This window comes from Lacticaseibacillus nasuensis JCM 17158 (genome assembly GCF_001434705.1).
Taxonomy (GTDB): domain Bacteria; phylum Bacillota; class Bacilli; order Lactobacillales; family Lactobacillaceae; genus Lacticaseibacillus; species Lacticaseibacillus nasuensis.
The window spans coordinates 167,641-194,304 of sequence record NZ_AZDJ01000003.1; the positions used below are offsets into that span (position 1 = coordinate 167,641).

Annotated in this window: 20 protein-coding genes; 12 read left to right on the forward strand and 8 right to left on the reverse strand. The window is 53.3% G+C overall.

Features of this window, described 5'->3' with window-relative positions; translation table 11 throughout:
• Positions 1–30: 30 nt before the first annotated feature.
• Positions 31–1,485: an ABC transporter substrate-binding protein/permease gene (locus FD02_RS02545; RefSeq protein ID WP_056950160.1), complete on the reverse strand. Its 1,455-nt coding sequence runs from the start codon at positions 1,483–1,485 to the stop codon at positions 31–33.
• Positions 1,486–1,568: 83 nt separating this feature from the next.
• Complete coding sequence (locus tag FD02_RS02550; RefSeq protein WP_056950163.1) at positions 1,569–2,246, reverse strand: alpha/beta fold hydrolase; 678 nt, start codon at positions 2,244–2,246, stop codon at positions 1,569–1,571.
• 125 nt (positions 2,247–2,371) lie between these two features.
• Between FD02_RS02550 and yycF the strand changes: the two genes are divergently transcribed.
• From yycF to FD02_RS02590, 8 genes are all read left to right on the forward strand, one after another.
• On the forward strand, positions 2,372–3,076 hold the full coding sequence (gene yycF, locus FD02_RS02555; RefSeq protein ID WP_056950166.1) for a response regulator YycF: 705 nt from the start codon (positions 2,372–2,374) through the stop codon (positions 3,074–3,076).
• A 42-nt stretch (positions 3,077–3,118) separates the two neighbouring features.
• Positions 3,119–5,017 carry a cell wall metabolism sensor histidine kinase WalK gene (walK, locus tag FD02_RS02560; protein ID WP_056950169.1) on the forward strand — a complete coding sequence of 633 codons (1,899 nt, stop codon included), beginning with the start codon at positions 3,119–3,121 and terminating at the stop codon, positions 5,015–5,017.
• Positions 5,007–6,362, forward strand: coding sequence for a YycH family regulatory protein (locus FD02_RS02565; RefSeq protein ID WP_054721607.1), 1,356 nt, complete (start codon positions 5,007–5,009; stop codon positions 6,360–6,362). Before walK ends, FD02_RS02565 begins: the two co-directional genes overlap by 11 nt.
• 12 nt (positions 6,363–6,374) lie before the next feature.
• Positions 6,375–7,169: a two-component system regulatory protein YycI gene (locus tag FD02_RS02570; protein ID WP_056950172.1), complete on the forward strand. Its 795-nt coding sequence runs from the start codon at positions 6,375–6,377 to the stop codon at positions 7,167–7,169.
• 18 nt (positions 7,170–7,187) lie between these two features.
• Positions 7,188–7,997 (forward strand): MBL fold metallo-hydrolase, encoded by an 810-nt coding sequence (locus FD02_RS02575; RefSeq protein WP_056950175.1) that lies wholly within the window; start codon positions 7,188–7,190, stop codon positions 7,995–7,997.
• Positions 7,998–8,155: 158 nt separating this feature from the next.
• Positions 8,156–9,502: a S1C family serine protease gene (locus FD02_RS02580; RefSeq protein WP_054721609.1), complete on the forward strand. Its 1,347-nt coding sequence runs from the start codon at positions 8,156–8,158 to the stop codon at positions 9,500–9,502.
• Between the two features lie 763 nt (positions 9,503–10,265).
• Complete coding sequence (locus FD02_RS02585) at positions 10,266–10,697, forward strand: Hsp20/alpha crystallin family protein (RefSeq protein ID WP_056950177.1); 432 nt, start codon at positions 10,266–10,268, stop codon at positions 10,695–10,697.
• Positions 10,698–10,817: 120 nt separating this feature from the next.
• Positions 10,818–11,978 carry an LPXTG cell wall anchor domain-containing protein gene (locus FD02_RS02590; protein WP_056950180.1) on the forward strand — a complete coding sequence of 387 codons (1,161 nt, stop codon included), beginning with the start codon at positions 10,818–10,820 and terminating at the stop codon, positions 11,976–11,978.
• 60 nt (positions 11,979–12,038) lie between these two features.
• Here the strand turns inward: FD02_RS02590 and FD02_RS02595 are convergent, their stop codons facing one another.
• A complete protein-coding gene (locus FD02_RS02595) occupies positions 12,039–12,359 on the reverse strand; it encodes a PTS sugar transporter subunit IIB (protein WP_056950183.1) in 321 nt (106 codons plus the stop codon).
• Positions 12,360–12,428: 69 nt separating this feature from the next.
• Complete coding sequence (locus tag FD02_RS02600) at positions 12,429–13,805, reverse strand: glycoside hydrolase family 1 protein (RefSeq protein ID WP_082603280.1); 1,377 nt, start codon at positions 13,803–13,805, stop codon at positions 12,429–12,431.
• A gap of 158 nt (positions 13,806–13,963) precedes the next feature.
• Between FD02_RS02600 and FD02_RS02605 the strand changes: the two genes are divergently transcribed.
• The gene (locus FD02_RS02605; protein WP_056950185.1) at positions 13,964–14,836 is read left to right on the forward strand and encodes an ROK family protein; all 873 of its coding nucleotides are present in this window, start codon (positions 13,964–13,966) and stop codon (positions 14,834–14,836) included.
• Positions 14,837–14,873: 37 nt separating this feature from the next.
• On the opposite strand, the gene FD02_RS02610 is transcribed toward FD02_RS02605, so the two are convergent.
• Positions 14,874–16,658: an ABC transporter ATP-binding protein gene (locus tag FD02_RS02610; protein ID WP_056950187.1), complete on the reverse strand. Its 1,785-nt coding sequence runs from the start codon at positions 16,656–16,658 to the stop codon at positions 14,874–14,876.
• A gap of 1 nt (position 16,659) precedes the next feature.
• A complete protein-coding gene (locus FD02_RS02615; protein WP_056950190.1) occupies positions 16,660–18,408 on the reverse strand; it encodes an ABC transporter ATP-binding protein in 1,749 nt (582 codons plus the stop codon).
• Positions 18,409–18,559: 151 nt separating this feature from the next.
• Here FD02_RS02615 and FD02_RS02620 point away from each other — a divergent pair, with 151 nt between their 5' ends.
• Positions 18,560–19,387: an AraC family transcriptional regulator gene (locus FD02_RS02620; protein ID WP_054721614.1), complete on the forward strand. Its 828-nt coding sequence runs from the start codon at positions 18,560–18,562 to the stop codon at positions 19,385–19,387.
• 55 nt (positions 19,388–19,442) lie between these two features.
• Here the strand turns inward: FD02_RS02620 and FD02_RS02625 are convergent, their stop codons facing one another.
• Both FD02_RS02625 and FD02_RS02630 read right to left on the reverse strand, forming a co-directional pair.
• On the reverse strand, positions 19,443–21,518 hold the full coding sequence (locus FD02_RS02625; RefSeq protein WP_056950195.1) for a GH92 family glycosyl hydrolase: 2,076 nt from the start codon (positions 21,516–21,518) through the stop codon (positions 19,443–19,445).
• A complete protein-coding gene (locus tag FD02_RS02630; RefSeq protein ID WP_056950198.1) occupies positions 21,505–22,569 on the reverse strand; it encodes a GntR family transcriptional regulator in 1,065 nt (354 codons plus the stop codon). The genes FD02_RS02625 and FD02_RS02630 overlap by 14 nt, the downstream gene beginning before the upstream one ends.
• 124 nt (positions 22,570–22,693) lie before the next feature.
• On the opposite strand from FD02_RS02630, the gene FD02_RS02635 reads away from it, so the two are divergent.
• Positions 22,694–23,977, forward strand: a complete 1,284-nt coding sequence (locus FD02_RS02635; protein WP_056950201.1) for a glycoside hydrolase family 125 protein — start codon at positions 22,694–22,696, stop codon at positions 23,975–23,977.
• A gap of 12 nt (positions 23,978–23,989) precedes the next feature.
• Complete coding sequence (locus FD02_RS02640; protein ID WP_056950204.1) at positions 23,990–26,662, forward strand: alpha-mannosidase; 2,673 nt, start codon at positions 23,990–23,992, stop codon at positions 26,660–26,662.
• Positions 26,663–26,664 lie beyond the last annotated feature (2 nt).

The window sequence follows — 26,664 nt, forward strand, 5'->3', positions numbered from 1 at the left end:
GACCAAAGGCGGCTTGCCGCCGCCGCTGGTTTAGTTAAATTTCTTTTCAATAAAGCCAAGAATCCGGGAGAAGACGAAGGTCATCGCGAAGTAAATCAACGCGACAATGATCATCGGCAGGAATGGCTTGAACGATGCGCCTTGAACGTTGGTCCCTTCAAACATCAACTCGGTAGCGCCGATGACGGACAGCACGGAACTTTCCTTGATGACCGTGACGAATTCATTACCCAAAGCTGGCCAGATGTTTTTCACGGCTTGCGGGAGAATGACGTAACGCGTGGTTTGGCCACCGGACAGGCCGAGTGAACGTGCAGCTTCGGTTTGGCCGATTGGTACGGAGTTTAATCCAGACCGAATGATCTCGGCGACATACGCCCCGGAGTTGATGCCCATCGCGACAGCGCCGGCTGCAAAGGCGTTCAGGTTCAACCCCAAGACTTGCGTGCCGAAGTAGACGATGAAGGCTTGAACCATCAGCGGCGTGCCACGAATGAACTCGACGTAAACCACGGCAATGGCTTTAAGAATCCAGAGCTTGCTGCGCCGCATCAGCGCTAATGCCGTGCCAAGGATGGTCCCAGAGATGACGGTAATCAAGGCGAAAATTAAGGTGTACAACGCGCCTTTGACGAAATAGCTGTGATATTTATCCCAGAAGCTTTGGTCTTGGTCCTGTAGCTTATACGCAGCTTTAAGGTAGCCTTTGTACAAATGCTTGCTGCGCACGGCATCGATGGACTTGTTGATCTGGGCTTGGAGTACCGTGTCGCCCTTTGGCAGTGCGACAGAAGTCTTGGCGACCTCAGTGGCAAATCCTGGGTCGATGACGCTTAGGCCCTTCGTCCGAGCAGCATAGGAGTCGGCAATGATTTGCGACATAACGCCGGCTTCGAGCTTACCGGTGGAGACTTGGGCAATGACGTCGTTGGCCTTGTCGAGCACGTGAACATCCGCTCCAGGTAGCTGCGTTTCCGCCAGCTGCTGTTGGATGCTTTGCTTTTGAACGCCGACGCTGGCGCCATCGAAGTCGGCAATGTTCTTGTACTTACCCTTGTTCTTCGTCTGAATGACCATGACCTGCTTCTCGCTGGTGTACCACTTGGAGAAGGAGACTTCCTTTTCACGTTCGGCGGTATCAGACATGCCAGAAATAATCAGATCGATCTTACCGGTTTTCATCGCGCCAATTAACGCGTTAAAACCCATTTCTTTGATCTGGAGTTTCACGCCCATATCGGCGGCAATCTTTTCCGCCAGGCTAACGTCGGAACCGACGATTTTATCGTTGCCGTTGACCGTGGCGTGAAATTCCAGCGGGGCATAGTCGGCAGACAGGCCGACAATCAGGTAACCGCGCTTTTGAATGGTGGACAGGCGGCTTTGAGTCTCTGCCGCTTGGACCGCGTGTTGCTGAGCGGTGCCGCCAATGAGTAATGCCAGTCCGGCCACCAGGGCCAAGAGCCAAATCTTCAGCTTGTGCATATGAACTACCCCCGAAATGAATTTTATATGAATATAAACCCATTCAGAGGAATATGCAAGTGTTTTATTTAAATATTCAGTTTTTATTCATCTAAGGTGCCGGTGGGGGCGAGGAAGGCGCCGATATAGTGGTAGAACTGCTGATTGTCTTTGACGTATGAACTGTGTGTGGCCTCGGGGACGATCCGTAAAATGCTGATGGGAATCGCCCCTGCAATTTTCAGGGTCTCGCTTTCCTTGATGACGTCCTTTGCCCCGGCAATGACGAAGGTCTGCGCCGTAATGTTCGCAAGTGCTGAAGTCGAGATGTTAGGTTCAGTCATCATTAAATGCAAAAGGGGGTTAGGCTTGTGCCAGTTAGCGAGTCGGACACCGAGGCGTGAGTGCCACTTCACACCGGCAGGGGTGAGATTGCCACCGGCGAGGACCAGCTTATGCACGAGCGCGGGTTGCTGACTCGCGACGAGCATGCCCACAATTGCCCCATCCGAAAAGCCCACAAGACTGATGGCCTGCAGGTTGAGCGCTGCCGTGAAGGCCAAAACATCATCGGCCATGAGCTGATAAGTAATCGGGACATTGCGGCTGCTCTGGCCGTGGTCGCGGCTGTCAAGGGCGTACACCGTATAGTGGCGAGCAAGCAAAGCGATGAGGTCGGTGAAAATCGTGTGATCTTCGCCGTTGCCGTGAAGTAATAGCAAAGGTTGTCCGTTTCCTACCCGAACGTAATGGAGCGTAATGTCGTTGACTTGAATTTCCATGCCTATCCTCCTTGTGCCTCATTGTAAGCGAATGCGGCCGGGTTTGCACGCGACGCGGAGGCCCGCTTTGCCCCGGGCGCGCGTTGACGTTATAATATATGTAACTATGACCAAGGAGGGCCAGTATGGCGAAAAAAATCTTGGTAGTCGACGATGAAAAACCCATCTCTGACATCGTTAAATTTAACCTGAATAAGGAAGGCTACGACGTGGTGACCGCCTTTGACGGCGAAGAAGCGTTGGCCAAAGTGAACGAAGAAAATCCCGACCTGATTTTGTTAGACCTCATGCTCCCTAAAATCGATGGCCTCGAGGTCGCGCGGCAAGTGCGCAAGGATCACGACACGCCAATTATCATGCTGACCGCCAAAGACTCCGAAATCGATAAGGTACTTGGTTTGGAGTTAGGCGCGGATGACTATGTCACCAAGCCCTTCAGTAACCGAGAGCTGGTGGCCCGGGTCAAAGCCAACCTGCGGCGCAGTGGCGTGGCTGCAGAGCCAGTCGATAACGAGAACAAGGAATTAACGGTCGGGGATTTGACGATTCACCCCGACGCTTATACCGTCACGAAACGGGGCACTAAGATCGAGCTCACGCATCGCGAGTTCGAGCTACTGCATTACTTAGCACGGCACCTAGGCCAAGTGATGACTCGTGAGCATTTATTGCAAACGGTTTGGGGCTATGACTACTTCGGTGACGTCCGGACAGTTGACGTGACTGTCCGCCGTCTGCGCGAAAAAATCGAAGACAACCCTTCCCACCCAGAGTGGTTAGTGACTCGGCGTGGTGTTGGGTATTACCTCAAGAATCCGGCAGCCGAATAATCTATCCGCGGCTAGCCACGTGTCCGCCTTGGAGCCCTGAAGATGAACAAGAAGATCCGGTTTTTCCAATCGATTCACTTTAAAATCGCGCTAGTGTTCATCCTGTTACTGCTAGTAACGGTCGAAATCATTGGCGCGTATTTTGTGAAGTCGTTGGAGCAGCAAAACATCGATACCTTTAAAACTAGTGTGACCGTTGATCCGTACATCCAAGAAAAACTGGCCTCTGATTTGGTGCGCACTGATACGACGACGGCAAATTCTGATATTAAAGGCACCATCAGTCAGGCTGACATCACCAATTCTGCCGAGATTCAAGTGGTCGACGCAAAGGGAACAATTCGGGCCAACAGCAACATCAACGATCAAAGTGGGGTCGGTCAGAAGTCGGCCTCGACGAACGTGAAGGCGGTGCTGTATAACGGCCAGCAATATGAAGGCTATTCCTATAATCAGGGCAGTGGCTCGATTTACACGAAGATTATCCCGGTAAAAAATCCGAACTCAACTGGGGATGGCAGCTCAGTGACCGGGGCCATTGTGATCACCGCGAATATGGATTCGGTCTACGACAACATCAACAAAATCGTGCGTATTTTCTGGATTGCCAGTGCGGTGGCGGCGATGCTGGGCACCCTGATCTCCATCGTGATTTCGCGGGCAATCACGCGGCCAATCGACGAAATGAAGAAGCAGGCCATTCGGATGGCTCGCGGCGATTACTCCGGCCAGGTCCGGATTTACGGGCAAGACGAGTTGGGGCAGCTGGCCGTCGCCGTTAACAACTTAAGTGTGCGGGTGGAAGAGGCGCAAGAAGCGAGCGAAGCCGAGCGCCGGCGACTCGATTCCGTCTTAGCCCACATGACCGACGGGGTGATTGCCACCGATCGTCGAGGCAATGTCATCATCATTAACGAGATGGCGCTGGACTTTTTGAACACCAAAAACGAAGACGTCATCGGGGTATCGATTCTGCGGCTTTTGCACATCGATTCCGATTACACGTTACGGGATTTGCTGGAGAATCAACAGGAGCTGTTACTCGACTTCACCGCCCAAAGTGATCACGAGTTGATTCTACGGGCCGATTTTTCGCTGATTCAACGCGAGACTGGGTTTATTTCTGGGTTAGTCGCGGTTCTGCACGATGTCACCGAGCAACAGAAAAACGAGCGTGAGCGGCGCGAATTTGTGTCGAATGTGTCACACGAGTTGCGCACGCCGTTGACCTCGATGCGTTCATACATCGAGGCGTTGAACGATGGTGCCTGGCAGGATCCAACCATTGCGCCACAGTTTCTCAAGGTGACGCAAGAAGAAACCGACCGCATGATCCGCATGATTAACGACTTATTGGCGTTGTCTCGAATGGATTCAGGCACCAGTAAGCTGGAGTTAGAAACCGTCAACCTCAACGAGTTTTTTAACTATGTTCTCGACCGGTTCGACATGATGCTCAAAACGGATAACGAACGGGCTGGTGAGACGCAACCGTTACCTCAGCCGAACGGGAAGAAGAAACAGTACAAAATTCGGCGCGAGATTACCAAGCGAGACTTGTGGGTCGAAATCGATCAGGATAAGTTTATGCAGGTAATCGATAACATCATGAACAATGCGATTAAATACAGTCCCGATGGGGGAACGATCACGGCTCGGTTATTAGAGACCCACAACCACGTCATCTTGTCCATTACCGATCAAGGCTTGGGGATTCCGCGCCAAGACATTAACAAGGTATTCGATCGCTTCTATCGTGTCGACAAGGCGCGCTCTCGCAAGCAAGGCGGGACCGGGTTGGGCTTAGCCATTTCCAAGGAGGTTGTCGAATCACTTGGCGGCCGCATCTGGGTTGATTCTCGCGAAGGCCGGGGTAGTACTTTCTACATTTCGCTCCCCTATGAACCACTAGCCACTGGAGGTGATTGGGATGAAGCTTAGCGGCTGGTTATTACGAATAAGCCTCATCTTGATGATCACGATCAGCCTTGTGTTCACGTGGCTGATTTGGCAAAACCCCTCACGGCTTGGCAGTCAGCAGGCGACGGTGGCCGTGAAAACCAAGGCGGATCCAAATGTGGCTAAGCAAAAAGCCCTAGTTTACGCGCCTAACACGGCCTATTATCAGGGCCAACACCAAAAGTATCAGTTGTTGATCAACGACCAGATGGTGACGCAACAGTTGCGGTCAAAAATGCGGAATTGGCAGTTGGGCAAACTATCGAAAGCTGCGACCTTGTCTTCAGCAAACTTCGAGGCGCAACTGACGATGCCTGACACCCTTCAGCTGGTTTATCCAACCAGTATTACCTTTTCGACGTTTGACCGCACCTTTTTCAAGCACCGCGCAGCTGGCACTAACCCGGAGTTCAAGTTCAACCGCTTGGTGGTAACACTAGGGGCGACGACCACTCGGTTACATCTGATTGATGACGCAACGAGGACGATGCGCATCGGCACCTTGAGTAACGTGACCAAGGATGGGATTCGGAAAATAATCGCTACCGGTCAAGATCAGGGCTACCCAGTCACTGAGGTTCGGTTGGGGACGCGAGAGATTGCCGACTACCGCACCGCGATTCGGGTGCAGCCTTACTTGTATTTATTGGATCAGCAAAGCGCCAACCATTATGTGGCCCAGTTGATTCCGACTCAGGAAACCAGCGCTGTTGACTCACGGGAAATCGGCGGGGAGACCGTGTATACCGCCGGTTCGGATTATCGCCTGACGGAGACAATGGAAACTGGCGTGATGGCGTTTGAGGACGCGGCGGCCACCAATCCGAGTGGCGGCATGGCGAAAATTCTGAGTCGGGCCTACACGGCTGTTGGTAGCCTGGGGTTAACGGGGCTTACCTATATGCGTTATGCCGGGTACGATGCGGCCGGCCAAACCGTGACCTTCCGTTCTTACGCGCAAGGGCTCCCGATTTTCAATTCGGATTATTATGGACGCGTCGCAGTAGCCGTGACCAGCAGTGGGTTGCAAATGACTTTTTCGAGCAATAACCTCACCGTGCCAATTCCGACGAAGCAACCACGGGTTACACTACCCAGCACGGCGACGTTATTGGCTAGGTTACGGGAGGCAGGTTACCCACAATCGCAGATTCAAGATGTGACGCTGGGCTATAACTGGGCCAAGCAAGGGGAGAATAGCCAACTGGTGACGTTAACGCCGACCTATTTTGTCGAGATTAATAACGAGTATCGCAGTTACACGGATTGGCTGACACTACAGACCAAGGCGACGACGCAGACGGCACCACAGGCAAAGGCTAACTAAGGAGGGGCGCTGATGGATTTTCGCCGAATCGAATCGATTTTCTTGATTGTCTTTATCGGGCTCAATATCTTCTTAGGCATCAGCTATTTCCAAAATCATCAGGTCAGCCTGGCGACGACCCGCAGTGGCAATAGTGAGATCATGGCAGATATCCGCCGAGATCAGATTAAAGTGCCCAAGCTGAGCAAAAAAGCGCCCACTGGTGGTTATCTATCGAGTCAACGGAATGTTGCCTTACGGAGCAGTCAGCAGGCATTGACGAACCAAACCATCACCTATTCAGGCAGTAAGATTTTGACGCTACATTCGCAGCTGGTGACGCCAGAAACCGTGAAGCGTGCTGACCGGGTCCGCTTTCTCAAGAATTGGGTGAAGACTAGTAGCAACGTACGGTTTGGCGATCAATACGAGTACGCCCCTGGGCTATCTAGCGGCAATCACATCGTCTTTGCCCAAAATAGTGGTAAGTTAGTCTATGACAGACGGGCCCAGCTGGTGTTCAGTTTTAGCGATTCGCGACTCATCGGGTACACACAAACCTACATCGAAACACTGCGGGTGTTGCGCAGTAACGTTAGCCTGTGTAGTGAGCAAGACGCGATCATCACGTTGTATCGCGATAACGAGTTAACGAACAACGCCAAGGTGGTTTGGACGAAGCTTGCCTATAGCTACCTACTCGATGCCAAGGGCAGTACCGTGTATGTGCCGATGTGGCTGGTTGGCGTTCAGCCTGCCGGCAGTAAAACAGTCACGATTAAACATTTAAACGCCATCACTAAAACTGTGGTGAAAACGGCGGAGTAACATGAAAGAGGCAGATTCATGACAGAAGATTTTGGCCTAAGGGTCAGCGTACTTGCGAGCTCTAGCTCGGGTAACGCGACATATATCGAAACACCAGGCCATAAGGTCTTAGTCGACGCCGGATTATCAGGCAAGAAACTGGCCGCCTTGATGAAGAGCATCAACCGTGATCTTGCCGATGTGGATAGTCTTTTTATCACCCATGAGCACACAGATCATTGTGCCGGACTTGGTGTCTTAGCACGACGGTATCCCCAATTGATGGTTTACGCCAACGCACCGACCTTCGCGGCATTGCCCAAATCAGTGGGCAAGTTGCCACAAGAGCGCTTACGCGTCTTTGAAGAAGGGGCAACGATGAGCTTGGGGGACCTCGATGTGGAAAGCTTTGGGGTTTCTCATGACGCCGCCGCTGCGCAATTTTACCAGTTCTACCATGCAGGCAAGCGGTTTGCGATTGTGACTGATACGGGCTATGTTTCCGACCGTGTGGAAGGAACGATTCGGGATGCCGACGCATATGTGATGGAATGCAATCACGACCTCGAGATGTTACGTACGGGTCCGTATCCTTGGTCGTTGAAGCAGCGAATCATCGGCGATACGGGTCACCTCTCCAACGAAGATGGCGCCAATGCCTTAATGGATGTGATGGGTCCGCACACGAAGCGTGTTTACCTGGGCCATCTGTCACCACATAATAACGTCAAAGCGTTGGCGCATATCACCGTGGCAAACATGCTGATGGAACAAGGGCTGGGCGTTGGTCATGATTTCAACATTTATGATACCGATCCAGCTGTAGCAGACCCACTGTTTACAGTGTAATCTTTGGCCGATCAACCATGGCGTGGTATCCTGAAAATAACTGGTGGCGGCTAGTTTCGCCACCTTTTTTTCACCGTTTCACTCGGCAAACTTCACAGAAACGTCATACGGGGTCGGTAAGCTGATACTGTAAGCTAAATGAGCGAGGAGGGATCGTCATGGATAACAATCAAAATCAATCAATTAATGGTCCAGAATCAACACCACAACCAGCGCCAAAGCGTCATCGGAGCACGTTATGGAAAACAGTTGTGATTGCGGCTGTTGCGGCAATCGTTGGCGGAGGCGTCGGCGGCGGTGCGGCATATTGGGCCTTCAGTCAGCAAGCGAATGGTGACTTGGGGGTCACGAGTACGAGCAAGCAAGCTGGCACGACGAAAGTCTCAAACGTGTCGGTGAATACTAGTAGCGCCTCGAGTGCGGCCTACGCCAAGGTGGAAAAGGCGGTCGTGACCGTCGTCAATTTGCAAAAGGCGCAAAGTACGAGCTCTGGACTCGATCAGTGGAGTCAGATTTTTGGTGATGATTCCGATTCTAGTGGAAGCAATGACGGCTCATCGAGTGCGAATTCAGGGACTTTGCAAGAGGCCAGTGAAGGCTCAGGCGTGATTTATCAAAAGAAGGATGGTAAGGCCTACCTAGTCACGAACAATCACGTGGTCGCTGATTCAGACAAGCTGGAAGTCATTCTTAGCGATGGGTCCAAGCTGACGGCGAAGTTGGTTGGGACCGATGAAACGACGGACCTGGCAGTATTAAGTATCGATGGGAGCAAAATCAGCACCGTTGCTTCTTTCGGCGATTCAAGCAAGTTGAAGGCTGGCGAAACGGTGCTCGCTATTGGCTCGCCGCTCGGTTCAGATTATGCTACCAGCGTGACCCAAGGAATCATTAGTGCCACGGATCGTACCGTCGCGGTAACTGACGAAGAAACCGGCCAGGAGACTGGTCAAGCAACCGTCATTCAAACTGATGCCGCGATTAATTCCGGGAATTCTGGCGGCCCACTGATTAACCTGTCTGGGCAAGTAATCGGGATTAATTCGATGAAGCTGTCGAATAACGCCAGTGATTCCTCGACAGCGACGATTGAAGGTATGGGCTTTGCCATTCCGAGCGATGAGGTCGTTTCAATCATCAATCAATTGGCCACGAATGGTAAGGTGACCCGGCCATCACTCGGGGTTGAAGTGCGCGACCTGAGTAGCGTTTCTGCAAGTCAACAAAGCTCCGTGTTGAAAATTCCGTCTAGCGTTAAGTCTGGTGCTGTCATTGCCGGATTCACCAGCGGCAGCGTCACCAAAGCTGCCGGGGTTAAGCAGTATGATGTCATCGTCGGCATTGGCGATGATACAGTGACCGGCGTCGCAGACCTGCGGACGGCGCTGTACAAGCACAGTGTCGGCGATACGATAAAGCTGACCTACTACCATCAAGGAACGAAGAAAACTGTCAGCGTTAAGCTGACCAAGTCCATGAGTAGTAGCACGAGTACCAACAAGTAACCATTGCGCGATCGAGCAAAGCCTCGGTCGCGTTTTTGTGTGGTCGGGGGACTTCTTATTTCAGGCGAGTGAACAGGTGTTTCACGCCAAAACTACGAATGCTTCATAATTTCACCGGCCAAATGTTCGAGCAAGCTTTGTCAAGTGTGAATTCGACCCGGGGATAACTTACGAGCTGGGCTGTGGATAACTCTGTGGATAGTGTTCATAACTAGGCTGAACGAAGATTCGGAGCGAACGATTAACCCTGTGAACAACCTGTGGATAAATAAAAATTGCCAGTCATAGCTTCTGGAATGAACCCTGTGCGAGTAGGCGTTTCACGCATCAGCGATTGGAAAATTGGAGAATGAGGGTTGTGGACAAACGTGATCAGAAAATAATTCTCTTGATTTTTGCCCCGGCAAAATATGGTGTCAATGTTTCTTCCGGACGCTATATTTGGTCCATGAGTTTTCCCCAGTGTGGATAACTATAGGGGATAACGTGTGAATCACGTGTAGAAGTCCGTCATTCACTAACCATTCGCAACGACCACACTCGGAAAGCCAGACCACTGACCAACGATTTCCGAAAGCGGTGATCCAGAGATTTTGTTGAAAAATTTTAGCACTCTATTGACAAGAGTGCTAATTTGCGTGATAATACATTATGTAAACAAGGGAACAACCAAGTGCCTGATCGTAATCCTCGCATCTCGCACTAGCATCGTGGCAAAATATTAGGTGTAGTTGGTCCCAAGCAGATAGAAAGGATGATTGTTATGGCAAATGAATTGATGCGTCGCAATGATTGGTTGGATGATCCGTTCTTTGGTGACTTTGGTCGTCGCTTCTTTGCGGACTTCGCGCCTGCACAGGCCAGTCAGGTCCTGAAGACGGACATCAAGGAAACCGATAAGTCCTATATCGCAAAGGTGGATGTGCCTGGCATTGAGAAGCAAGACATCCAGCTGAACTATCAAGACAACGTGTTAAACATTGGTGTTAAAAAGGCTGGCTTTGACGATCACGAAGATAAAGACGGCAACTTGTTAATGAGCGAGCGACACTATGGGTCGATGAGCCGTAGCTACCGTTTGCCAAATGTTGACGAGGCAAATATCAAGGCCAGTTACGACAAAGGTGTGCTGACGATTACGTTACCAAAGCTCACTGAAGTTACCCAAGATCCACATCATATCGAAATCAATTAATTGACAATGAAGGCCGCTCCTCTTGAGCGGCCTTTTGTTTGTCCCATTACACAGTAGATAAATTCCCTGCGCGCAACGTCTGAAAATCCGGTATGATTAGGTAGCGAATTGGAGGACAACATGAAGGAAAATGATTTTCATTTAACGATTCCAGCGAAGGTGGGGGAGCAGTTGCACCTGAATGCGGAGACGCCGGTGCGCTTGGTGGTGAAAAATAACCAGTTGGTCGTTCAGTTTACCGACCTGCCGTTGCGGATCTTTCAGCTTAGCGTGTGGATTTGGCCGGTGGTAACGGCGTTTATCGCCAGTATCGGCTTTTACTTGGCGAATCGACTGACTGCACAAATAAGCCTAACCGGCTCGCAATCTTTGGCCAGCTGGTTTATCTTAGTCGGGGTCCTGGTGGGGATGTTGTTGTTTGCCGGATTCTTCATTCGTAATCGCCGGCGAGTCAATCACACCTACAAAGCTAGTGTGTACTGGCGGACGTTTCCGGTGATCACGTTGGCAGTCACAGTGATTCTGTTGCTAGGCTTGTTAGGGTGGTTCTGGTTGCTGGGCTCGGCGTTTGCGGGCGCCAGCTTTGACCGGTTCACTGCGAGTCTGATTTTCTTCATTTTTGGCCTCTTCGTGAATATCGTCATGGTATATGCAGCATTAGCCATCGATGCCGGTGTGCTGTCGACGCTGTTGACCTTGGTGATTGTGTGCGGGGTAGTCATCTCGATGGCGACCAACGGCCAGCATCACTGGTGGCAACATAATCTGAGCTTCCTCGGGACGGCGGCCGCCACCAATGCTTGGCAGTTCAATCTCACGCTGATTTTCTCGGCATTGCTGATGTTCGCATTGATTGATTATCTGTTTGTCGCGTTGCAGGCGCAGTTTCCTGGCTCAAAGCGGTTGTTGGTCTTACGACTAATTTTATCCGCCACGGCGTTGGATTTTGGGGCTGTCGGGGCCATTCCAAATAATGCTGCCGGGCACGTGTGGCACGACCGGGTCTCTTGGCTATTGGTGTGGTTTATCATCAGCCTCATCGCTGGAGTGCGATGGTTATTGCCACGGGTCACGCGCGATTTCTTGTGGTTGTCCTATGGCGTAGCGGCCACCTTGGTAGTCATTGCGATGGGTTTTAAGGTCTGGGGGTATCTTTCGTTGGCCGCGTTTGAGATGCTTGATTTCCTTTTGGCCTTTGGGTGGTTGTTGCTCTTACTGGACCGAATTCAGGATTTAATCGCAACAGGGACTGAAAGCGTGATAACGCGAGTAGCCAAGTGATGCCACAAGCGCAAATGCGCCACGAATGAGAAAATCATTCGTGGCGCATTTTTGTCAAAGCTAAGCGTGAGGTGGCGAGGGTGGTGCCGGAGCGAGCGCCGCCATAGCTTGCGCCATCAGCGCCGAACCATCCATCTGCATGAAGGCTTGGGTGTCGAGAATCACCAACGGGGCGGTGACCTGATGGCGCAATTGGTCAATCATGAACCGAACCTGAGGCCCTAGCATCACCAGGCCCGGGGCTAGCTCCTTTGCTACCTCGCCCGCTGTGGCGGCAGCAGTGGCGGTGACGGTGATGTTTGCAGGTGCAGCTTGTTGCATGCGGCGCACTAATAGGTGAGTCGACATGCCGGCGGAACAAACCAGTAAGATTTGAATCATCCTGTCACCTCCAAAGTAAGCGATTACTTAGCTTGATGGTAACAGCTTCAGTAGATTCAAGCAACGTCCTTAATCCAGCCGTTCACCATTGCTCATTGTGACTTGCTTGAACCACTCATAGGAGCGCTTCGGGATCCGGGCCAACGTGCGTAAATCATGGTTCGTTCGGTCGACGTAAACAAGGCCATAACGCTTGTCCATGTTGCCGCTGGAAGAAGGAATATCAATCAAGCCCCACCCTAGATAGCCGATTATTGGTACGCCGTCTTCGCCATAGGCAGCCTTTAGTGCCTGCAGGTGGGCGCGGTGATAGGCAATACGGTAATCATCATTGATTGGTTTGCCATCATATTGTTCACGGACGCCGAGGCCATTTTCAACCGGAAACATTGGTGTGTGGTAACTGTTATAGACGCTAGTCATGAGGTTGCGGAAACCAGTCGGGTCGACCACCCAATGCCATTCGTTGGCTGGGAGAGTTGGATTCTGCGTGAGGCCACCGGCGGCTAGGTAGTTGTTGGGGGCGGTGCCGATTGGAACGTGGTGGCTATCAATCAAGGTGCTTTGGTAGTAACTAAAGGCAATGTAGTCGCTGTGACACTCGGCCAGAATCGCTAAGTCTGCATCTTGAATGTCGCCATCGATATCGTGGTTTGCCATGTAGCGCATGACTTGTGACGAATAGTGGCCATTGACGAAGACATCAAGCTGGTTACGGTTAAGGAACTCATCGATTTGTTGGGCGTATAAGGCGTCTTGCGGATCGGGGCTCGCCGGATAGGTTTGCACATAGGCCAGCATTCCGCCAATCTGGGCATGCGTTGTGGCGTGAAGGTAATTGGCTACAGTGGCATGAGCAAGCATGACGTGATGGTTGATGGTGTAAAGATCCGACAAGCTACGATTGCCATGGTCGTAACCACTAATCAAGAACGCGTCGGGCTGGAAATAGAGGTTCTGCTCGTTAAAGGTCAGCCAGTAGGGCACCTTGTCGGCAAAGCGGTCAATCATGGCCTTGGCGTAACGTACGAAGGCCTCAACAACATGGCGACTCATGAACCCGTTATATTGCTTGGCCAGAGCCAGCGGCATATCGAAGTGATAGAGGCAGACCATTGGTGTGATGCCTGCGGCCAGCAGGTCGTCAATGAGCTTGGCATAAAAGGCAATCCCAGCCTCGTTAAAATCGCCGTCGCCGGTGGGACACACCCGACTCCAAGAAATCTGGAACCGGTAGCAGTTCATGCCAGCTGCTTTCATCAACGCGATGTCTTCGGGATAGCGGTGATATTCGTCGATGGCGACTTGCCAGTCACTCGCGTTAGCGGTGGCTGGGCGGTCAGAGTACACCGATTTGCCTTTGCCGTCTTCTTGATCTGCGCCTTCAGTTTGCATGCTTGAGGTCGAATTGCCCCAGAGAAAGTCTTTGGGTAATGCGTGCACGATGTCATTCCTCCTTGATTTTCAGTCGTTTTCAGTGTAAGCCTTTTATTAATTGGTGTACACCGCTTCACTCGGGCGGTTGGGCAAACTTGTTATAGACGCACATGTCAGGTGACGCAGAGCAAGACAATCCGGTACACTGGGGAAAAGGAGTGAAGGACATGGCAATCGGATTGATCGACATCGGAGGCACGAGTATTAAGTTCGGCATTTGGGCCAAGACGGCGGTGCATGATCAGCATGCAGTCGCGACCCCGCAAACCCTGTCGGCTTTTTTAACGCTGATCAGTAATGAAGTGGCTGCAATGAAGGAGACATCGACGATCACTGGCGTCGGTATCAGTACCGCCGGCGTCGTCGATGTGACCACTGGGATCATTAGCGGCGCTGGTGCAGCGGATTACACCCATGGCCGCCCTTTGATCAGCGAACTTACCGAGCGCTTCGGGGTACCGGTCAGCATCGAAAACGATGCGAATTGCGCAGCGCTGGGCGAAGCAACATATGGCGCGGCGAAAGGTATCAGCGATGTCGTGGTGCTGGTCATCGGCACTGGTGTTGGCGGTGCGGTGATTTTGGATGGGCGCGTCCGGCATGGGGCGCATTTGCTTGGCGGCGAGTTTGGCTATATGTTGACGGATGCGGCGTTGACAGTGAGTCGCGGTGGGACCGCAGTGAATATGGCCCTGGCGTATAGCGCGGATCACCCGGATGAGGTGCCCGTCAGTGGCCGTGATTTGTTCGACCGAGCGGCTCAAGGCGATAGCACCAGCGCGCAGTACCTGCAGCGGATGAATGAAGTATTGGCGCGGACCATTTTTAATCTACAATACAGCATTGATCCGACATGCTTCGTCTTAGCTGGTGGGGTGTCGGCCAATCCGGCGTTTCTTCCCGGTGTGTCAGCGGCGTTAGATGACGTGATGACCACTGTGGCGATTGCCCCAGTTCGTCCGGATGTGCGGATTGCACAGTTCCGCAACGATGCTAATCTCGTTGGGGCGGCGGTACATTATCTGCAGCAACATGCGTAACAAAAATCCCGAAGACTAACGGCTTCGGGATTTTTTCCTATTCTTCTAGCATTTTGTATTGTGATTCATACAGCTGGAAGTATTCGCCATGCTTCGCTAATAGTTCCTGATGCGTGCCGGCCTCAACGATTTGCCCATCGTTGACCACTAGAATCTGATCGGCGGCGCGAATTGTCGAAAGCCGGTGGGCAACGATAAAGCTGGTGCGCCCGGCGAGCAAATGTTGAAGACCTTCCTGCAGTAGAATCTCGGTTTGTGAGTCGATTGCCGCAGTGGCCTCGTCGAGAATCAGGATGCGCGGATCGGCCAGTAGGGTGCGAGCAAAGGCAATCAGTTGGCGCTGACCAGCGGACAGGGTGACCCCACGTTCTTGAACGGTGGTGTGGTAACCGTCTTTCAACTGGCGAATGAAATCATCAGCGCGGGCAACTTTTGCCGCCGCAATGACCTCTTCTTCGGTGGCATCGAGCTTCCCGTAGCGGATATTGTCCAGAATGTCCCCTGAAAAGATGAAGGTATCTTGCTGCATGACGCCCATTTGCGCACGAAGGGATTCGATAGTTACCCGCGAAATGTCGACACCGTCAATCAACACGGCGCCTTGCGTGACGTTGTAGAAGCGTGACAGGAGGTTGATAATCGTTGATTTCCCGGCGCCAGTAGGGCCAACTAACGCGATGGTTTGCCCGGGTTCAGCATGGAAAGAGACGTGCTTTAAGGTCATCGGCGAATCTGCATCATAGCGGAATGAGACGTCATCGAACTGAACGTCACCCTTGATCGGTGGTAAGGCGAAGGCACCAGGGGCGTCTTTGACTTCCGGTTGCTCGTCAAGGGTTTCGAAGATCCGTTCGAGATAGGCCGTAGCGGTGATCAGTGAGTTATAGAAGTTCCCGATGTTGATGACCGGGTTCCAGAAATTGTTGATGTAACCCAGGAAGGCAATCAAGGTCCCGGTGCTCACAATGACGCCGACGTGTTGAATCCCAATGTAATAGATTAAGGCAGTGGTCAAAACGGAAATATTTTGCACCCCTGGCCACAAGGCAAACTGGACGTAAATCGCCTTCATGTAGGACTGGCGATTTTCTTCCGCCACACCATCGAAGGTTTCGATGGCATTGGCTTCTTGAGCGAAGCCCTGGGTGACCTTAATGCCCGCGATGCTTTCGTGGATGTAGGCGTTCAGATTGGATTGTTTGTTGGATAATTCGCGGTAGGCTTTGTGCTGCGCGACTTGGACGAAATAGGTCCACACAGCGAGCACGGGAATCAACACAAGGCTGGCTAAGGTGAGCCGCCAGTTGATGGCAAACATGAAGATTAACGTTACCACCAGCGAAATCAAGTCGGAAATCAAGTTGATCAAGCCGTTACTCAACAGGTCAGACAACGTGTTGATATAGTTGACGACGCGAATCAGAATCTTCCCATGTGGACGGCTATCAAAGTAGCTAAATGGTAGCTCCTGTAAATGCGTGAAGATGTCCGTCCGCATATCCTTGAGCAGGTCTTGGCCGATTTCGGTAATCGCCCAGATTCGGTAGCGGAAGCACCCGAAGGCGACCACCAAGGTGATCAGAAAGAATGCCGAAAGCTGCCACAACTGGGTCATGTCGTGCTGCGGAATTGCGGAGTCGATGGCTGACTTAAGTAAAAATGGCCCCATGATCATGGCGACGTTGCCGAGCAAGATTGACGCCAAGGCGATGCCCAGCCGCCGGCGGTAGGGGATGAGATAATGGGCGACGCGCACATAGTCGTGCAGATTGAACTTTTCTTCGAGCTCTTCGTCTTCGTCGTAAGTATTCCGTTTGGCCATGCTACTCGCCCCCCTTCAAGTCCGCGTTATTTCCTAATTGCCGGCGGTACGTTTCCGCGTAATACCCATTGGCCGCCACAAGCTGGTCATGAGTACCGCGCTCGACGATACGGCCGTGTCGAAGCACAATGATTTGGTCGGCGTGGCGCAGCGAGCTGATGCGACTGGCAATCACGAAGACGGTTTTTTGGTTGGTGATATTGCCTAGGCGGGTTTGGATAGCGGCTTCGGTTTCCATGTCCAAGGCGCTCGTCGTGTCATCGAGGATGAGAATCTTTGGATCCTTGACCAAGGCCCGCGTTAGCGAGATGCGCTGTTTTTGTCCCCCAGAAAGCCCGACCCCGCGTTCACCGACGACGGTGTCGTAACCTTCTGGCATCGCGGCGATGAACTCGTTCGCATCGGCGACGGTCGCCATTTCCTGGATGAACGGTGGGGTGGCGGTGTGATTGCCATAGCTGATGTTGTCTTGAATCGTGTCGGAAAACAGAAACAGATCCTGCATCACGATGGTAATCTGATCGCGGAGGGTCGCCACCGGCCAGTCGCGTGCATCGATGCCGTCAAGCTTGACGTGGCCTTCCGTAGGGTCATAAAACCGCGTAATTAAGTTCATCAAGGTGGATTTGCCGGCGCCGGTTTCGCCGAGAATGCCAAGCGTTTGCCCTGGTTCGACGGTAAAGTTGATGTCCGTTAAGACATTGGTGTCCGGGGCGTCGGGATAGGCAAAGCTCACATGGTCGAACTGTACTTTACCTTGGAGCTGTTTGGCAGCGACGGTGGGCGTGGACACGATTGCCGGCTTTGCGCCGAGCATTGAGCGAATCTTTACTGTAGCAGCAGAAAACCGCTGGATGTCGTTGACCAGCCAGCCGCTCATGCGCATCGGCTGGTTCAGCATCCACAAGAAGCCGTTAAACGTGACCAAATCACCAAGACTCATCTGCCCGCCGATGACGAAGGCCCCACCGATCAGCAGGACAATAACAGAGAGAAACGAGGCCAAAAAGTCCAGCGGCGGCAAGTAGCGGCGAGACACAGCCGCGCTGTTCATGTTTTGCTGCTTGTAGTCATCGTTGAGGTGCTCGAATTTCTCGATTTCGAAAGGCTCACGCGCAAAGGCTTTAACGACGCGATTCCCGGAAATATTTTCTTCGACCATGGCGTTCAAACGGGCGAAGCTTTGGCGAATTTCAAAGAACACGGGGTGCGCTTCGTTGCTCATCTTGAACGTTAGCCAACCAATCAAAGGCGTGACCACCACAAGCGCCAGCATCAACGGCACGTTAATGGTTGCCATCACGGCCACGGCGGTGAAGAACCACAGGATACACTCGACGACGTTGTATGACACCCAGGCAATCATGTGCCGAATCGCATCGGTATCGCCGGTGAGACGGGCCATGATATCGCCGGTACGAACCGTGTTAAAGAAGTTAAAGTCGAGGCTTTGCAGCTTCGCAAACAAGTCATGGCGAATATCGAACAAGGCGTTTTGGCCGACTTGCTCACAGCACACCTCATAAATGTAACGGACGATGGTGCGTCCTAGGGTGACGCCGATCATGATCAGGAGCATCGGCACCAGCCGGTCCGTATGACCTTCGTCGATGACTTGGTCGACGATCATCCCAGATAGTATCGGCACAACGACAATGCCAGCGGCGTTCACGAGAATCAACACCACGGCCCAGATAATTAACCCGCGGCTTTTGCGGGCGTATTGCCACACCCAAGTATATGGATTCATCAGTTTCCTCCAGAGTTGCACGGCGTCCACCGCGCAAATTCATGTTCAGAGGTATTATGGCGAATTTTTGCCAAATAAGAATGGAGTTTTTTGCTTGTATTCCTGTGTTATTTTGATAGGATGACGGTGAGTGGAGTGAAGGAGGCGCACCATGGAACTTAAGAGTTTTGCGCCGGATGTTTTGTATGCGTTTGCATACCATAACGACCACCCGGGGACTTTTCCGTATCATCAACACGACTTCATTGAAATCTCAACCATGTTATCGGGCTACTCGGATTACAACATTGAAGGTCGGCACACGCGAATCACGGCCGGCCAGGTCTTGGTGTTCAATCCCGGGGTACATCATCAAGAAACCCAACCGCCACATTCACAAAGCCTACAGTTGCACATCGGCTTGCGGCGGGTGGCATTGCCGGGGATGGCCCCAGAGCACCTGCCGTTTGCCGAGCAAATTGTGACGCTAGGCGATCAGCAAGCGGCCTATTTGGCTTGTGCGAAGCGGATTGTGGCGGAAGAAAATAAACCGCGGCAATTCGGCCATGACGTGTTGGTCCAGGCGCTGGTGGTGGAGCTGTTGTGCCTGCTGATGCGGGCGTTGCCGGCTAACGCTGTGGCGGCGGATCCGGTGGTTGTGCCGCAAACGGCGGGAACGACGGCCGCCCAACAGGCCTTGGTGAGCGCCGCCGTGTATGCCATCGAGTCTCGCTATGACACCGATCTTACCTTGTCCAGTCTTGCGGCATCGTTGCATGTGAGTGCGGCGCATCTGTCGCGGACGTTTAAGGCCGTACGCGGTGAAACCGTCACTGCCTTTTTAACCCGGACTCGGTTGAACAAGGCCAACCAGATGCTTCACGATACCGACCGCCCCGTGCACGAGGTGGCTCATGCGGTGGGGTACCAAGATCCGTTTTACTTTAGCCGTCTGTTCAAACGTCACTTTGGCGCAGCACCTTCCTTGAGCCAAAAATAAAGCGTTCGCCTCAATCAAAAAATTGCGTTCCCGATGTGGGGAACGCAATTTTTTGTTAACGCGGATTTGGCAGCAGTTGCAGGCGGCTAGCTAACGTCCCACCGCTGGCCAGGGCGTCGTGGCTGATGCTGGTGCCTAGGTCAGCCCCATTGAATGTGCGGAGGCCGACGAACTGCATATGATTATGGTTGTTGGCTGTTGTGATGGTCAGCGTCTTGTCGTTAGGCAGGTGAATGGTCACGGCATCGAAGAATGGGATGCCCAAGACATATTCACCAGAGCCCGGGGTGACCGGATAGAGGCCAAGGCTGGACCACAGGTACCAACTACTCATTGAGCCGTTGTCTTCATCACCGGGATACCCGGTGGGACCAGCGTTAAAGGCGGTGAGCAAGAGCTGCTTCACCGTCAGCTGGGTGCCAGCCGCGTCGCCTGCCACGGCAAACAAGTACGGCAAATGGAAACTGGGTTGATTTGAGATTGCCAGTTGACCAAAGTCCAACGCAGCCATTTCACGCATTTCATGGATGACGCCGCGATACGTGCCGACATGGTAGGTGGACGGCTGGTTCACCAGCCGGTGGAGCTGTGCGGTGAACGCTGCCGAGCCGCCGGTGAGCTCGATTAAACCAGGCAGATCTTGATATACGGCGAAACTATTTTGCCATGCGCTGCCTTCGGTATAGCCGCTCCCCCAATCCAATGGATCGAAGTTAGGCGTGAACTCACCGTTACGCAGACGGGGATGCATGAGGCCAACGGCGGGGTCGAACAGCTTGCGGTAGTTTTGGCTGCGCGTAGCATACTTGGCTTGGGTGGCGGTGTCGTTCAGCGTGCCAGCCACGACGCTAATTAACCAGTCGCTGTAGGCATAATCGAGCGTCTTATTCACACTTTCGTCAATTTCGGCCGGGACGTAACCGAGCTTGAGGTAATCGGCTAGCCCTTCGCGGCCGTAGCGAACATCGTCGCTGACGGTTTCAGCCCCGTGGATCATGGCAGTTAAGAACTCCGGCATCAGTTCCGAGCCGATTTGTTTGACCGCCGCATCGGCGATGACCGCATCCACCATCGTGCCAGGCATCATGCCACGTTCATCAGGCGAGAGCCACCGAGGCAGAAAGCCGGTTTCGCGGTAGCTGTTGAGAAAGCCTTCGAGAAAATTATGGTATTCGGTTGGCAACAACAGACTATAAAACGGATAGGCGGTTTTATACGTGTCCCAAAAGCCATTGTTAGTGAAGAGTTTACCAGGCCGGACGGTCCGGCTGGTGGTGTCATAATGCACCGTTTCGCCAGTTTCGGTAGTTTCGTAAAACTGCATTGGAAACAGTAAGGCGCGATAGAGGTTGTGGTAAAACGTCGCCACCCGCTGCGGATGGTGATCGGTGATCGCAATCAAGTCAAACTTAGCTTGCCATGCCGCCGCATCGGCTGCGCGCAATTCCTCGAAACTAGCAGGGAGGCGGTTGAGGTTAACGGCAGCTTGTGCCGCGCTGATGAATGACGTCGCAAACCAAACGGTCGCCTGGTTGGTGTTGAGCGCCACGTCCAGTTGGCCATCGACTAACCGAGCCGTGGCTGGCTCGGCAGTGTCTGGTAGGCGCAAGGTGCACCACATGGTGAAGTCGGGGTCGATGCAGGCGGAAAAATTTTGTAACGCTAACGTGAGGGTGTGGGTGGTGGTTTCGACGAGGGTAACGCGTTTTGGCATCGTCAGCCGCAATGTTAAGTGGTTGCTGGCCGTGAACCGTAACGCACCGCCGGTAGTGCTGTTAGTCGCCTCATAGGTCACGCCTTGCGTCTGCTCCACCAGCCGCAGGTAATCTGGTGCGAAAGTCGCTTCTTGTGGCCGGTAGTCGCCTTCAAAATTCGGCGCGATGGCCTGCGTCAACGCCAGAAACTGGAGGTGCTGAAAGTCATTGATCCACGGACTGGGCTGATGGGTCAATCGAATGCCGGTGAACTGCGGCTCAGTGGGATCAAACCACCAAGCGGTGTCTTCGTTGACGCTTTGCACGCTCAGGTAGTTCATTCCGAATGGCACTCCGGTGAGCGGTAACGTGTTGCCATGAGAGAAGCTCCCGGTGTTGGCGGTGCCGATGCGGGTGTCGATGTCAGAAGTCTGCATTAGATTCTCCTTTGGGTTTAGTTGATTGACGCGCGACGAGTTTGACCGGCACGGTAACCGGCTGGTTGAAGAGCTTGGTAGGGTTGTTGATTTGGCTGAGCAAAGCGGTGACGGCCTCGGTGCCCATGGCAGGGAAGTCCTGCACGATAGTGGTCAGCGGTGGTGTGTTCTGAGCGGCCGCTGGCAGGTCATCGAAGCCGATAACCGACAGCTTTGCGGCAAACGGGGCGTCGATGCGTTGCAGACCGTGCATCAACTTGAGCGCCTCTAAATCGTTTTCTGCGATAATGCCGGTGATGTGGTGTGCCTGGAGAAAATCACGAATCTGCTCGGCGGGCGCCCCATACAGGGCTTGGGCCCAGTGCAAGGGTTCCGCCGAGGGCGCCAAGCCCCGATAGGCGTTGAGATATCCGAAGAAGCGATCGCTAACGGTATCGGTGTAGGATTCCCAAAATGGATGCCCCGGGTAAAAGGCGATGCGCCGGTGCCCTAACTGTTGCAGGTGATGCAGGGCCAAGGCACCACCTTCCGCGTTATCACTGATGATGCTCGGTACGGCCAACGCCCCAGGCCGCTTGTCGAGTAACACCAATGGCAAGCCGTTTTCGAAAATTGCAATCAGGTGCGGTAACTCGACGCCGAGCTGTTCCGGGTAGTAAATCACACCAGCATACTGCTCGCGTAAGTCGGCCGGGGACAGCTTAGCGAATGTTGGATTCGTGATAGTGGTTAATTGCCAAGTGGTGCCGCGCAGGGTCTGGGTAATGCCGCTTTGGTAATCCCCAAATTGCCGCGGGTCGGTAAAGGGAAGCACCAGCAACAAGTCTCGCGATGCCGTGCTGGTATGCGGCTTGACAAATGTGCCCTTGCCTTGGACCCGATAGACTAAGTCAGCAGCGACCAACTCGTTGAGGGCGCGTTTGGTGGTGATGCGACTGAGCCGATACCGAATAGCTAAGGCGTTTTCGCTGGGGAGCCGCTGGTTAGGCGCGTACTCGCCGCGCAAAATCGCCATTTTGAGACGATTAAAGAGATCTTGATACTTCGCCATGTCTACCTCACTTGATATAGTCTGGCCAACAACTTTCGCCAGAAAATGTAATCGCTTGCCTGTTATTCTAGCCGGGTGCATGGTATATTTCAAGCGTAAAAATATACCAAGCGAGGTAATGACAATGAGCGGCTTTATGACCCAAGGCGCAACAAAGTTTATTTCACAGGTACAGGCCCTGTGTGGTCCGGAACATCGGGAGTGGGGCGAAATCTTCGCTGCGACGTACGCCGATACGCTGCAAAATGCGTTGGTTGCGGATGGGGCGGAACGGATTTTCGTTCTGACGGGCGACATTCCAGCGATGTGGCAACGGGATTCGACGGCGCAGATGCGGCCTTACCTGGTGCCAGCACAAACGGATCCTGAGTTGGCCGACGTCATCGAAAAGGTCATCAATCGCCAAATGTTCAACATGGCGCTTGACCCTTATGCCAACGCCTTCAACCAGGCTGCCAATGGGGCCGGCTGGCAAACCGACGATACCGAAATGGGACCGTGGATCTGGGAGCGGAAATACGAGCTTGACTCGTTGTGTTACCCAGCCCAACTGGCTTATCTATTTTGGAAGAACACTGGCCGGACGAGCCACTTCAACGCCCAATTCGAAAAGGCCATTGCTGCGATGGTGAAGGTGATTCGTCAAGAACAAGACCATGCCCATTCGCCTTACCATTTTCATCGGGGTGAAGAGCGTCCCGAAGACACTTTGATCGAGGGGGTCGGCCGGCCAGTCGTTCAGACGGGCTTGTCTTGGAACGGTTTTCGGCCGAGCGACGACGCGTGCGTCTATGGCTATTTGATTCCATCGAATCTGTTCGCCGTTGAGGTACTGCGGCACCTGGCCGAGATTTACGAGACGGTCTTGCACAAGCCAGCAGAGGCGCACGAATTTGTTGCGCTGGCGGATGAAATCGCCACGGCGGTCCGCCAATACGGCATGACCAAAAACGCGGCAGGCGAGGCAATCTACGCCTATGAAGTCGATGGTGGGAGCAACCAGCTGTTGATGGACGACGCCAATGTCCCGAACCTGTTGAGTCTGCCGTATCTTGGTGCGGTGGCTGCTGATGACCCGACCTACCAGGCGACGCGTCGGACGATCTTGTCACCTGAGAATCCTTATTACTATGCGGGTAGCTTCGGGGCGGGGTTGGGCTCACCGCACACCCCCGCGCACTGCATCTGGCCAATTGCCTTGGCAGTGCAAGGATTGACGCAATCAGATCGAACGGAAAAGGCGCGGTTGCTGGATTTGTTGGCCAACACAACGGCGGGTACGCAGCGCATGCACGAGAGCTTTAACGTTGAAGACCCGAGCCAGTTTACCCGTGAATGGTTCAGCTGGGCCAACATGATGTTTTGTGAGTTAGTGATGGATTACTTTGATCTGCGCGTAATCCAGTAGGAGGAAGCAAAATTGGCAAAGAAAAAAGTCTTTATCATTTCTCATAGTCACTGGGACCGCGAGTGGTACATGGCGTACGAAAAGCACCACATGCGCCTGATTACCTTGATGGATGACCTGTTTCACCTGTTTGAAACGGATCCCAAGTTTGACAGTTTCCACCTTGATGGTCAAACCATCATCCTCGACGACTACCTAGCGGTGCGGCCGGAGAAGCGCGATGAACTAGCGCATTGGATCAAGGCAGGCAAGCTGCGAATCGGTCCGTTTTACATCTTGCAGGATGATTTTCTCATCAGCGGCGAAGCCAATACCCGGAACACCTTGTACGGACTCAAGGCGAGTCACCAGTGGGGGTCGCCAGTGCCGCTGGGCTACTTCCCCGATACCTTCGGCAACATGGGGCAAACGGCCCAGATGATGAAACTGGCACACCTTGATACAGCCGCTTGGGGGCGCGGGGTCACGCCAACTGGGTTCAACAACCAAACTAGTCGAGGCAAGTTCGATTCCACCTATTCGGAAATGTGGTGGGAGGGCCCAGATGGCAGCAAAATCCTCGGTATTTTATTCGCCAATTGGTACTCCAACGGCAACGAGATTCCGGCCGAGCCCGAGGCTGCTAAGGCATACTGGACCAAACACCTCGCCGACGCTGAGCGATACGCGGCGACGGATAATTTGTTGTTCATGAACGGCGTCGACCACCAGCCAGTACAACAAAACTTGACGCAGGCCATCGAATTGGCCAATCAGCTGTTCCCGGATTATGAATTCATTCACTCGAACTTCCCAGCCTACATCAAGGCGTTGAAGGCTGATTTGCCAGCTGATTTGTCAACGATTCACGGCGAGTTAACGAGCCAGGCCACAGATGGTTGGTACACGCTGGCCAATACCGCATCGAGCCGGATCTACCTGAAGCAACAAAATGTGCGTACGGAACGCTTATTAGAAAACGAGGCGGAACCGCTACTCGCACTGTCGGGTACTTGGACTCCAACGAACCAAGACCGCCTGGATTATGCCTGGCGGACCTTGCTTCAAAATAATCCTCATGACAGTATTTGCGGCTGCTCCGTGGATCCGGTGCACCGCGGGATGATGGCCCGTTTTGAAAATGCACAAGCCGTGGGCGAATCCGTTCGCGATACGGCGTTGGCCGCGTTCGTCGGCCAAATCGATACGAGCGCTTGCCCCGCTGGTAGCAAACCGTTCGTGCTGTTGAATACCACCGGTGCGACGAAGCAAGAACCTGTTACCGTGCGGGTTGAATACGCCCGCGCGCCATTCAGTGAAGGCAAGCCAGATGCCCAATACGCCAAGTTGGAGGCCTTGCGCAAGGCTCTGCCGACGTTAGCAGTGGTTGACAGCGATGGGCACGCAATCCCTAGCCGGATTGCCCATAGCGAAGTTCGCTTTGGTTACGATTTGCCGGACCACGCGTTTCGGGTGCCGTATATGGCACTGTATCTCGATGTCGAAATTGCGCCGCAGCTGCCAGCATTTTCTTGGGCAACGTATGCCTTGGTTGCTGGGACGCCGACGAGCGTGCCTGCGCCAGATGATGTGCCCGTGTTGGAAAATGACCGGTTACGGGTAAGCCTGGCCGGTAACGGTGAGCTGACCGTCACCGATCGGCAAACCGGTGCCGTATTGCCACATGCGTTAACCTTTGAGGATACCGGCGATATCGGGAATGAATACGTCTACCGGCAATCCGCTGACCAGCAGACAGTGTTGTCGACCGGCGCGCCGATTAGTGACTTGCGGCGGGAGCACCATATTGGTGGCACGACGTTGCGTTACACGCAAACCCTGATGGTGCCGGTAAGCGCTGATGCGCAGTTAGCGCACGAGCAACGCGCGGTGATTGATATGACGGTACGAACGGCAGGGCGGAGCAAAACGCTGGTGCCACTGGCGTTGCACGTGACCTTAACGTTGCCAACTGTGGGGAACCGGTTGGCCGTCAGCGTCACCGGGAATAATCAGGCCAAGGATCACCGGATTCGGGCCTTAATTGATACGGGCATTACCGCTGCTGAGAATCGTGCGGAATCGATTTATGAAGTGGTGACGCGGGACAACACCGTGCCAAAGACGTGGCAAAATCCAACCCACCCAGAGCATCAACAGGCCTTTGTCGAATTGGCTGACGCCAAGCACAGTGTGGTTGTGGGCAATTATGCGCTGCATGAGTATGAAGTGATGCAAGGCACTGGAACAATTGGCATTACCTTGTTGCGGTGCATCGGTGAAATGGGGGATTGGGGCTACTTCCCAACTCCTGAGGCGCAGTGCCTCGGTGAGTTCCACGCCGAATTCAGCCTCGCGTTGACCGATGGCTCCGATGCCGAACGGCTGGCCGCTTATCAAGCAGACCGGGCCGCCCAAGTGCCCGTGTTAACCGCCGATACCGGCAGGCATACAGGAACTAAGGCCGCCACAGCGACTTACCTCACCGTCGACAATCCGGCCTTCACCGTGACGGCGACATATCACGCGCCGGCCAGCGACACCTTACTCGTGCGCGGCTACAACTTGACCGGGCAGGCTCAGCCCGTGACTGTGACGGTGCCTGGCAAGTCGGCCACATTGGTTGATTTTACGGAAGAGGCGCTACCACAAGCGGCAACGACTGCGCTGCGGCCGGCTGAAATTCGGACATATGCATTCAAGTAAAG